General features: G+C 36.3%; 7 protein-coding genes and 1 tRNA gene. 6 read left to right on the plus strand and 2 right to left on the minus strand.

What is annotated here, in order from left to right; all coding sequences use genetic code 11:
* From AC4D4B_RS16310 to AC4D4B_RS16335, 6 genes are all read left to right on the plus strand, one after another.
* Positions 1 to 72: transfer RNA gene (locus AC4D4B_RS16310), tRNA-Glu, on the plus strand.
* A 1,103-nt stretch (positions 73 to 1,175) separates the two neighbouring features.
* The gene (gene glgB, locus AC4D4B_RS16315; protein WP_491000525.1) at positions 1,176 to 3,155 is read left to right on the plus strand and encodes a 1,4-alpha-glucan branching protein GlgB; all 1,980 of its coding nucleotides are present in this window, start codon (positions 1,176 to 1,178) and stop codon (positions 3,153 to 3,155) included.
* Positions 3,097 to 4,251: a glucose-1-phosphate adenylyltransferase gene (locus tag AC4D4B_RS16320; RefSeq protein ID WP_491000526.1), complete on the plus strand. Its 1,155-nt coding sequence runs from the start codon at positions 3,097 to 3,099 to the stop codon at positions 4,249 to 4,251. Before glgB ends, AC4D4B_RS16320 begins: the two co-directional genes overlap by 59 nt.
* Before the next feature lie 22 nt (positions 4,252 to 4,273).
* Positions 4,274 to 5,302, plus strand: a complete 1,029-nt coding sequence (locus tag AC4D4B_RS16325) for a GlgC family sugar phosphate nucleotidyltransferase (RefSeq protein ID WP_490996336.1) — start codon at positions 4,274 to 4,276, stop codon at positions 5,300 to 5,302.
* Positions 5,299 to 6,726 carry a glycogen synthase GlgA gene (gene glgA / locus AC4D4B_RS16330; RefSeq protein ID WP_491000527.1) on the plus strand — a complete coding sequence of 476 codons (1,428 nt, stop codon included), beginning with the start codon at positions 5,299 to 5,301 and terminating at the stop codon, positions 6,724 to 6,726. Before AC4D4B_RS16325 ends, glgA begins: the two co-directional genes overlap by 4 nt.
* 5 nt (positions 6,727 to 6,731) lie before the next feature.
* Complete coding sequence (locus AC4D4B_RS16335) at positions 6,732 to 9,143, plus strand: glycogen/starch/alpha-glucan phosphorylase (RefSeq protein WP_491000528.1); 2,412 nt, start codon at positions 6,732 to 6,734, stop codon at positions 9,141 to 9,143.
* Between the two features lie 226 nt (positions 9,144 to 9,369).
* Here AC4D4B_RS16335 and AC4D4B_RS16340 read toward each other — a convergent pair whose 3' ends face one another.
* Positions 9,370 to 10,119: a TraR/DksA C4-type zinc finger protein gene (locus tag AC4D4B_RS16340; protein ID WP_491000529.1), complete on the minus strand. Its 750-nt coding sequence runs from the start codon at positions 10,117 to 10,119 to the stop codon at positions 9,370 to 9,372.
* A gap of 136 nt (positions 10,120 to 10,255) precedes the next feature.
* The gene (locus AC4D4B_RS16345; RefSeq protein ID WP_491000530.1) at positions 10,256 to 11,191 is read right to left on the minus strand and encodes a 1,4-dihydroxy-2-naphthoate polyprenyltransferase; all 936 of its coding nucleotides are present in this window, start codon (positions 11,189 to 11,191) and stop codon (positions 10,256 to 10,258) included.
* Positions 11,192 to 11,584: the final 393 nt, after the last annotated feature.

Consider the following 11,584-nt stretch of genomic DNA (forward strand, 5'->3'; position numbering starts at 1 on the left):
GGCCCCTTGGTCAAGCGGTTAAGACACCGCCCTTTCACGGCGGTAACACGGGTTCGAATCCCGTAGGGGTCATAAAAACCATGTACATCATGTACATGGTTTTTTTATATATCATTTTATTAAATGAAATCTTAATTATTAGCTGCCAAAGAAGCTCTGTCCGTTAAATACATTGTCTCCTAAACGCCTTATAAGAAGGCAAAGATAAGATTCTAATGACAGTTAAAGTCTAAAATAGTGCGAGAATACAGCCGAACTGATTATCATGTATTTTTAAGAGGAATACCATGTAAAATTTCAAGATCTCTGTTAGTAAGGATTATATCAACCCAATTGAAAATCCACTTCTACCTGTAATTTGAATATATGTGTGAGTCAATTCTTGAATTGTTTTCCCATTTGGGAATTAAGAAAAATTTCGCTATAAGCTATTGTCATTTTACTCTATACTAATGTTACTGTTCGAACCTCCACAAATATGCCTCACGATAAACCCTCATTTGATTCATAAATCAACATAAGTAAGCAATTGAACGCTCGCATAGACATCTTCTTATAGTATTCTGACAGGGTACTATTTATTTAAGTCTTGCTTTAATTAGTAGATCCATGAGAAAATAAAAAGTAATTGTAAAGGTTTGTCTTTATATAAAAATTTCACGAATAATGTTCTCCTTTAAAGAATATAGTAATTCTTAAATCCTCAATCGATATAAAGAAGCCCTCAGAAGAATAAACCCAACAACATCATCCATTCCTCGATTGTATATCCTAAAGTTCTATGGTGAACGACATATATATATGCCAAAGTATCTAAGTTCCCCTCTTGGTCTTGAATTATAAGAATATTTTGTATAATATAGATAAATAATATAATAAACAAATAATTTAATATCTTCTTACATAAAAGTAATAAACTCATTCATGAGTGGTGGAACCACTCCGTTCATATTTTTCCTATATAATTATATATTTAACATAAAATAATAGTATTTAAGTTTCTATAGACTATATTATGGATATATTATACTGAAGCCTGTTAATTTATCTTACTAATTCCAAAAAGTAGTGGAATAGAGCTTTTTGTAGCTAAATTAACAATTTTTGCATTTGATTTAGTTACAGAATAAGTAGTTTAATTAGTATATTGAGAAAATTCTAGAAAGGGTGATAATATGCCTAATGCTATCCCAACAGATTATCAGGTTCATTTGTTTCATGAAGGCTCTCTTTATGATGCATATAAACTGTTCGGTTCCCATTTGATAAAGGTAAATGATGATATACATACAAGGTTTACAGTATATGCACCAAACGCCCGTCAGATACGCTTGGTGGGTTCTTTTAATAATTGGAACGGTAAAGGTTATGAGTTAAAAAGAGTTTCTGAACAGGGTATTTGGACGCTTCTGGTAGATAAAAACCTGGACGGACATATATATAAATATGAAATTGAAGCAGCATCTGGAGAAATAGCTCTAAAGAGTGATCCATATGCCTTTTATTCAGAAATAAGGCCTCATACTGCATCTGTCGTATATCCTTTAGATGATTCATATAAATGGAATGATGCGTCCTGGCTTAAGAAGAAATCAAAGAAACAACATGAAGAGAACCCCATGTTCATTTATGAAATTCATTCAGGAACATGGAGAAAACATATTCAGGAAGGGCAAGTGTCCATACCAAGCGATGAATGCAAGATTGAAGAATTTTATACATACCGTGACCTGGCCGATGAACTCATCCCCTATGTAGTTGATCAGGGCTTTACGCATATTGAGCTTATGCCACTAACTGAACATCCGTTCGACGGATCATGGGGCTATCAGAGTACAGGTTATTATTCACCAACAAGCCGATATGGCAGACCTGAAGACTTGAAATATTTTATCGATCAATGTCACCTGCATAACATAGGTGTATTGCTTGATTGGGTACCTGGTCACTATTGCAAAGATGCTCATGGGTTATTTATGTTTGATGGATCACCTGTTTATGAATACTCTGATCTCAAACATAGAGAGAATCCAGTATGGGGAACAGCAAATTTTGACCTGAGTAAACCAGAAGTTCATAGTTTTTTAATTTCCAACGCAAGATATTGGATGAAGTACTTTCACATAGATGGATTTAGAGTGGATGCTGTCGCAAATATCATTTATTGGCCCAATACATATAGTGGTGACGTTAATCCACATGCTATAGATTTTTTACAGAAACTTAACCGAGTTGTAAAAGAATCCGATCCTACAGTTCTTATGATGGCTGAAGACTCAACTGATTGGCCTAACGTAACTAAGCCGGCTAGTGAGGGAGGTTTAGGATTTACATATAAGTGGAATATGGGTTGGATGAACGATATTTTAGAGTACATGGAATCAGATCAGTATTCTCGGAAGGCTCTTCATAATAAAGTAACATTCTCCTTAATGTATGCTTATACGGAACGGTTTATTTTACCCTTGTCACATGATGAAGTGGTCCACGGTAAAAAATCTCTTCTTGATAAAATGCCAGGAAGCTACGAAGAAAAATTTTCTCAGTTGAAATTACTTATGGGATTTATGACAACCCACCCGGGGAAAAAATTATTATTCATGGGTGGAGAGCTGGGAATGTTCTCAGAATGGAAGGATAAAGAACAGGTTGATTGGCATCTACTAAATTATGATTCTCATCAAACATTAAATCATTTCTTTACAGATTTACTAAAGTTTTATAAACGGTCAAAGCCGTTATATGAGTTAGATGATTATCCTGAAGGATTTGAGTGGATTGATGTTCATAACACCGATCAGTCCATTTTCTCATTTATTCGTCGTGATCGAGAAGGAAATCCATTGATAATATTGTGTAATTTCAAAAATATATCTTATGAAGAATATAAAGTTGGGGTACCTGATAAACAGGAGTACAAAGAGGTCATAAATAGTGATGCAATCCAATATGGTGGAAGCAATCATGTTAATAAAAAGAAAATCATCGCAGAAGAAGGTACTTTTCATGGGAGACCATATCACGTAAAGATAAAGGTACCTCCATTTGGAATTACTGTACTGCGTCCCATTAAAAAACGGAAGGAGTTAAATGAAAATGGCAAAGAAAAAAATAGTCGCAATGCTACTGGCGGGAGGACAAGGAACAAGGCTTGAGGCTTTGACAGCTGATGTTGCAAAACCGGCAGTCCCATTTGGTGGTAAATATAGAATTATAGATTTCACATTAAGTAACTGTACGAACTCTGGAATAGATACGGTAGGGGTATTAACGCAATACCAGCCATTATTGCTTAATTCCTATCTTTCTAACGGAAGTGCCTGGGATCTGGATTTAAAAGATGGCGGAGTTACTGTTTTACCTCCATATTCGGCTTCAAAGGAAATGAGATGGTATACAGGTACAGCAAGTGCGGTTTACCAAAACTTAAACTATATCGACCAATATGATCCGGATTATGTGATTGTTCTCTCAGGAGATCATATTTACAAAATGGATTATGATAAAATGCTGAGCTTCCATGAGGAAAGAGGAGCCGATGCGACTATCTCTGTTATTCCTGTACCTTGGGATGAAGCAAGCAGGTTTGGAATTATGAACACCAGAGAAGATTATTCTGTAATGGAATTTGAAGAGAAACCAAAAAATCCGAAAAATAATTTAGCCTCTATGGGTATCTATATATTTAATCGAAAAGTTCTAAAAGACTATTTAATTAAAGATGCTAAAAATGAAGATTCCACAAGGGATTTTGGTAAGGATATCATACCTTTATTATTAAATGATGATAAAAAGGTATATGCCTATCCATTTGAAGGATATTGGAAAGATGTTGGTACACTGAAAAGTTATTGGGAAGCTAATATGGATTTACTGGACGAAGACTGTGAATTAAATCTTTATGACTATTCATGGCGCATTTATTCAGTTAATCCGAACAGACCGCCACAATATCTATCTAACAAAGCAGAGGTTAAAGAATCACTGATTAACGAAGGATGTATTGTTGAAGGTAAGGTGGAAAAGTCAGTCGTTTTCTATGGAGCACAGATTGGCAAAGACGCACATGTAAAAGATTCTGTAATCATGTCAGATGCCATTATCGGAAAGAACGTCTATATTGAAAAGGCTATTATTCCCCCAGGTGCTGTTATACCGGATAACCAGGTGATCAGACCTATTGATGATGAAGATGTTATATTGGTTAATCCAGAACTGTTAACAGAAGAGAATGTTATAAAATTATCTTGATATAGTGAAAGGCGTTGAAAATATGAGTAAATCACTATTGGGTATTATAGATGCCACGAATAGTTTTGAGTCCCTGGATATTTTAACAAAAAGTCGGAATGTTGCAGCATTACCAATAGCTGGTCGTTTCCGTTTAATAGATTTTATTCTTTCAAGCATGGTTAATTCAGGCATATCTAATGTAGCTGTTTATCCACAGGCACATTTCAGATCGTTAATGGACCATTTAGGAACAGGCAAGAATTGGGATTTGAATAGGAAAAGAGATGGACTATTCTTTCTTCCGGTGCCTCATACAGAAGATGTATCTGGTGAGGTTCACTCGTTTGATCACTTTGCTTATCATATGACCTATCTTGAAAGAAGTAAACAGGAGTATGTGATCGTTGCTAACAGTCAAACCGTTTGCAATATCGATTTTAATGCTGTTCTCAAATATCACATACAAAACAAATGTGATATTACGGAAATTAAAAAAGATAAAGAATCACTTGAAATGTTCATCCTTAAAAAAGAACTGCTTGTTAAATTAATTGATGAGCGGAAACAAACGGGTTACACAAGTTTAAAGGATGTTGTGGAAGATCATTATTCCGACTTCGCTATCTGTGTTTATCAGTATGAAGGTTATCTGGCGAATATCAATTCTATTAATGCCTATTTTCAATCAAGTATAGATCTCCTTAAAGAAGAAAATTGGAGTCAGTTATTCATGAAGGAACGTCCTATCTATACAAAAGTTAAGGATGAGCCACCTTCCAAGTATAGTGAGAAGTCTCATGTAAGCCAATCAATGGTTGCCAACGGTTCTTTCATAAAAGGTGAAGTAGAGCAGAGTATCATCTTCAGGGCCGTTAATATTGATGAAGGTACTTCTATTAAAAATTCCATAATCATGCAGAAAACAAAGATCGGTAAGAATTGCAAACTCGATTATGTAATTCTCGATAAGGATGTAGAAATTGCTGATGGAACAGTTCTGATTGGGTCTCCATTCCAACCAATTGTTATTCAAAAAGGTGTAAAACAAGGAGCGTTGATGAACTCGTGAATGTATTATTTGTAGTATCTGAATGTGTACCCTTTGCTAAATCTGGAGGGCTGGCTGACGTAGCCGGCTCTCTTCCGAAAGAATTAAAAAAGTTAGGTCATGAGGTAAGAGTGTTGCTTCCTAAGTATGGGACGATACCTACTCATTTTTTTAATTCAGCGAAAAAAATTGCTGAATTTGAAGTTCAGTTAAGCTGGAGAAGACAGTATTGCGGTATTTTTGAAGCTGAATATGATGGTGTCATTTATTACTTTATGGATAATGAATATTATTTCCATAGACCAAAACTTTATGAGCAATTTGACGATGGTGAACGTTTTGCTTATTTCTGTAAAGCGGCTGTTGAAGCACTTTATCATATTCCATTTTTACCGGATGTTATTCATACACATGATTGGCATACGGGAATGATTCCATTCTTATTGAAAACTCAGCACCAGAATACGAAATTAGCAAACATCAAAAATATATTTACAATTCATAACCTGCAATTCCAGGGTATTTATGGAAAAAGTTTTCTTGATGATGTACTGGGGATTCATGATGACTACTTTAACCAGCTGGAATTTGACGGAAACGTCAACTTTATGAAATCAGCACTGGTTTATGCGGATGCAATTACTACTGTCAGCCCTACATATAAAGAGGAGATTAAAACTGACTATTACGGTGAGCGTCTGAATGGATTGCTTCAGGCAAGAGACTCAGATTTATATGGGATTTTAAATGGAATTGACAATGACTTATATAATCCAAAAAAAGATGCTGCGATTGCCAGTGAGTTTTCAGTCAATTCTCTGAAAGGCAAAAAAGCGAATAAACGTTATCTCCAGGAGTATTTCAATTTACCGGTAGATGATAGCAAGCCGCTGATTGCCGTTGTTTCGCGTTTAACCTCTCAGAAAGGCTTTGATCTGGTTAGAGCTGTATTCCATGAGATTTTGCAGGAAGATATCCAAATGATCATGCTGGGTACAGGCGATCCGCAATTCGAGCATTTCTTTGGTTATACGTCCCAATGGTATCAAGATAAATTACGGGTCCATATTGGTTTTAATGAAGATTTAGCCCATCAAATATATGCTGGAGCAGATTTGTTCCTAATGCCTTCTAAATTTGAACCTTGTGGGTTAAGCCAATTAATAGCAATGAGATATGGTACATTGCCGATTGTTAGGGAAACAGGTGGTCTGCGCGATACTGTACAGCCATATAATGAATTTACTGGCGAGGGCAATGGTTTTTCATTCACTAACTTTAATGCTCATGACATGCTTTATACAATACGTAGGGCATTATCTTTTTATCATAATCCATCTGAGTGGAAAAAGATTGTTAAGAATTCGATGAAGAAGGACTATAGCTGGGCACGTTCAGCAGCAGAGTATGAGGTTTTGTATAAAGATTTGATTGAGAGGATCTGATTTAGATGTTTGATAATAAAGAACTGTTTAAGGAAGCCTTTATATCTAAGCTTGAAATGTCTTATGGAAAAACATTTGCAGAATCGACTCCGCAGGAGCAATATCATACTTTAGGAATTATGATTCGTGAATATATAAGTAAGAATTGGATTAAAACCAATCAATTATATAGAGAAACGAAGACAAAGCAGGTCTACTATTTATCAATTGAATTTTTACTCGGTAGAATTATGGGGAGTAATGTCTTAAATCTTGGCATACAAAAAGTAGTGGAAGACGGGCTCGAGGATTTAGGGATTAGCTTTTCTGAACTGGAAACACTTGAGCCGGATTCTGCGCTCGGTAATGGTGGGTTAGGCCGATTAGCTGCTTGTTTCATGGATTCCATTGCTTCCTTGGAATTGCCTGGTCATGGATGTGGAATCCGCTATAAATATGGGTTATTTGAGCAAAAAATCATTGATGGCGTACAAGTTGAATATCCGGAACAATGGCTTCAAAATGGACATGTATGGGAGGTTCGAAAAGCCGATCAGGCAGTAATGGTACCTTTTTGGGGAGAAGTACAATCCTATACAGATTCTGATGGCCGTTTAGGTTTCCGTCATATTGATACAGAGCCAATAATGGCTGTACCCTATGACATACCGGTTGTTGGCTATCATAATGAAACGGTAAATACACTCAGATTGTGGAATGCTGAGCCTGCCCCGGCTCCTTATCATCGCGATATTATGCGTTACAAGCGTGATACAGAATTGGTATCAGAATTTCTTTATCCGGATGATACAGAAGACAGCGGGAAAATTCTGCGTTTAAAACAACAGTATTTCCTTGTCTCAGCCAGTTTGCATACCATATTAAAGACATATCGCCAAAAGAATATTCCTATGAGCAAATTGCATGAATACGTATCAATACATATAAATGATACTCACCCTGTTCTGGCCATCCCGGAATTAATGAGGATCTTGTTAGATGAAGAAAAAATGTCATGGGATGAAGCATGGGAAGTAACCACCAAAACGATATCTTATACGAATCATACGACGCTTTCTGAGGCATTGGAAAAATGGCCAATTCGTTTATTCCAACCATTATTGCCGAGAATCTTTATGATTGTAAATGAGATTAACGAGCGGTTCTGTCAGCAACTATGGGAGCTGTATCCGGGTGATTGGCAAAGGATAGAGGATATGGCTATCATTGCTCATGATCAGGTTAAAATGGCCCATCTAGCTATTGCAGGCAGCCATAGTATAAACGGAGTAGCCCATCTGCATACTGAGATTCTCAAGAAGAGAGAAATGAACAATTTCTATCAGGTTTTTCCTGAAAAGTTTAATAATAAAACCAATGGTATTACTCATCGCAGATGGCTATTGAAATCCAATCCAGGACTTTCCCGTTTAATTTCGCAAGCAATCGGCGAAAAGTGGCAAATTGATCCGGTATATATGAAGGAATTGGAGCGGTTTAGTACGGATTCCTCCTTTTTAGAAGAGCTAATGAAAGTTAAAGCAGACAATAAGAAAATGCTGGCTAAGCGGATTAAAGAACAAAATGGTATAACTATTAATCCAGATAGTATTTTTGATGTGCAGGTCAAACGTTTGCACGCGTATAAACGCCAATTGTTAAATGTTCTTCACATTATGTATTTATACAATCGAATGAAGGAAGAACCAAATTTCAAGCCATATCCGCGTACCTTTATATTTGGAGCTAAGGCATCTCCGGGATACTACTATGCCAAAAAAATCATTAAATTGATTAACACCGTTGCGGATAAAGTAAATAATGATCCTGACACAAAAGATTATATAAAGGTCGTATTTCTCGAAAATTATCGGGTATCTCTGGCTGAAGAAATATTCCCTGCTGCTGAATTAAGTGAACAAATTTCGACTGCTAGTAAAGAAGCATCCGGAACAGGTAATATGAAATTTATGATGAATGGTGCCTTGACCATCGGTACAATGGATGGGGCTAATGTAGAAATCTTTGAGAGAGTCGGAGAAGACCATATCTTTACATTCGGATTATCGTCAGAGGAAGTTATGAATTACAACGCACATGGAGGTTATCACTCCTCAGAATATTATATGCTTGATCGAAGAATTCATCAGGCTGTAAACCAATTAATTAACGGATTCTTCCCGAATACATCTGGAATGTTTGATATGATCTATGATTCTCTGCTATTAGAAAATGATCAATATTTTGTATTAAGGGATTTTGGTTCCTATGCAAGTACACAGGAAAAAGTAGAGGCATCTTATCAAGACAAAAAGAAATGGAATTCATCAAGTGTAATAAATATTGCTAATTCAGGATTTTTCTCAAGCGATCGAACAATTCAGGAATATGCAACAGACATCTGGAATGTGAACTCTGTAAATCAAAGAAACAAATAAATTATGTAAAATAGATAAAGGCAACCTATATTCCATTGATTAAAGGAATATAGGTTGCCTTTTTACCTTGTGTAATGTTTTAAGCAGAAGCTACTTTTTGTCATATGTAACTGTTATGAGCTATTAATTAGACTAATCATTAAGTGAAAAACAGCTCAATGAAATCTCTTTAAAGATTATAGTTATATATAGCAGCAGAGAAAAAAGGACAGCCAATAGGGCTGCCTTATTTATTGTTATTGTCCACATAGCTATCTCTTTTTCGGTAAGGAATATCTCCTAAATTTGACTCCAGGTTTTCATCCTCCAGGCGTTCTTCATAATCGGTTTTTGCATCGCTTTGATATACTTTACGTTCTCCGTCCGGACCATTACCAACGAATGACTCAACTTCATCTGCGAAACCTTCATCCTCTGTTTGATCAGGATACAGATCTTCATATCCTTTTACATCTCTAACCATATCGGACGGAGTTTCAGAGGTTCCGTATTGAGCAGCCTCCTGATAGCTGTCTGTGTAGTCTTCTATTCGACGATCATACGTTCTTTGAAGGGAATCTGGCTTTGGTGGCTGAATGACATCTTCCTCAATTGGACGGTGATTGCTTAATTCCTGTTTTTTTGAATGCTCGATACAATAGAGGGTGGATGGAATGGCCTCTAGCCTTTCGTATGGAATATCCTTTCCGCACTCTTTACATACACCGTATGTGCCTTCTTCTATTGCAGACAGTGCTGCTTCTATTTCATTTAATTGCTCTTCTTCATGTAGTTCTAGAGCGACATCTTTTTCACGCTCAAATAATTCTGTACCGAGATCACCAGGGTGATTATCATAGGATGATAGTTCTCCGGATGCTTCACGCTCACTCAGGTCAAGCCGGCTGTTTCTTTTTGTATTTAATTTGCTTTGAAATTCTTCTTTTTGTTCTTTTAATCTATCTGTCATAGCTTGAAGTTGATCCTTACTTAGCATGCTACCACTTCCTTAACTGTAATTAGTAACTTGTATTGTTACATTTACCCCATCAAACAGTAGAGAAACATTTAAGAGAAATAGCAAAATTAGAGCAGTAAAAAATAAGCCTCTACTAAGAGGCTTATCAAAAGATTTAGAAGAAGAATCCAATATACATACCAAATGCAAATAAAAGACCATAGAATGTGTTCGTTTGGCCTGTTGCTTTCATGGCAGGCATCATTTCCGGTGGAGTGTCATTGGCAACAAATCCTTTCACGGCTTGTACCGCTTTTGGAATGCTCAATAGCACAAGTAATGTCCAAGGAGAAGTAATACCTGAGAACACAAGTACGAATGCCCATACATAGGAGAGAGCAAACATGGCTGCCAGTACGATAATGGCGTTTTTCTTGCCAATCAGGATTGCCAATGTTTTTCGGCCACCCTTTTTATCCCCGACTCTGTCGCGAATATTATTTGATAACAGAATAGCACCCACGGTCAAAAAGAATGGGACAGTTACGAGCCATACATCTAATGTCACATTTCCAGTTTGAATAAAATAAGAAATCAAGATAATCAGGCAGCCCATAAAGAAACCGGATGTAATCTCACCAAATGGGGTATAGGCTATTGGGAGCGGTCCACCAGTATATAAGTATCCCATTGACATTGATAATATTCCGATGAGTACCAACCACCAGCTGCTATTTGCGCATATATAAACACCAATCAGTGCTGATATGCCATACAGAACAAGTGCTATTGCAAGAATCGACTTTGGTGACAAACCTTCATGTACGATTCCACCACCGATCCCAATGGATTCCTCATTATCGAGTCCCTTTTTGAAATCATAATATTCATTAAATAGGTTCGTGGCAATTTGGATAAGCAGTGCGGCAGCCATCATAGCCACAAATAACCCGATATTCAGCGAAGGTATATGTTCATGAGCCAGTGCTGTTCCAACCAACACAGGTGTAAAACCAGCTGTTAATGTGTGTGGCCTGGTTAATTTCCACCATACCCGCCAACTTTTTCTGGGTAATCCTGTCTTCGCAGGAGTATGCGAGTGATCTTGCATTTTGTTAATCCCCTTTACGTTATAAGTTACTAGCGAATAGTGGTAAATCAATATGTTAAACTATTAGTATAAAATATAATATTTTAAGAGTTCTACAACTCATATTATTCCCACTATTATTACTATACTAAATCAGTGTAGGTAAATGTTATAGCAAGTGTCAATACATTTATCCTCTATAGTAGACCTGTTAGAAAGTCATAATGGTTCAGGCTTTAAGAAAAAGATATTATAATAGTAAGGATCCGTATTAATAGGGAAAATAAGTTTGATGATTTGTTTATGGAATAAACTTCATTTTTGTGGATAGAAGATACCATACAGGGAGCAAACGGAATGGAATCGCTATCAAATGATGATGAGAATATATGCTTTAAAATGAAAATTAAGAAA

This window comes from Pradoshia sp. Z6_59 (genome assembly GCF_058267515.1).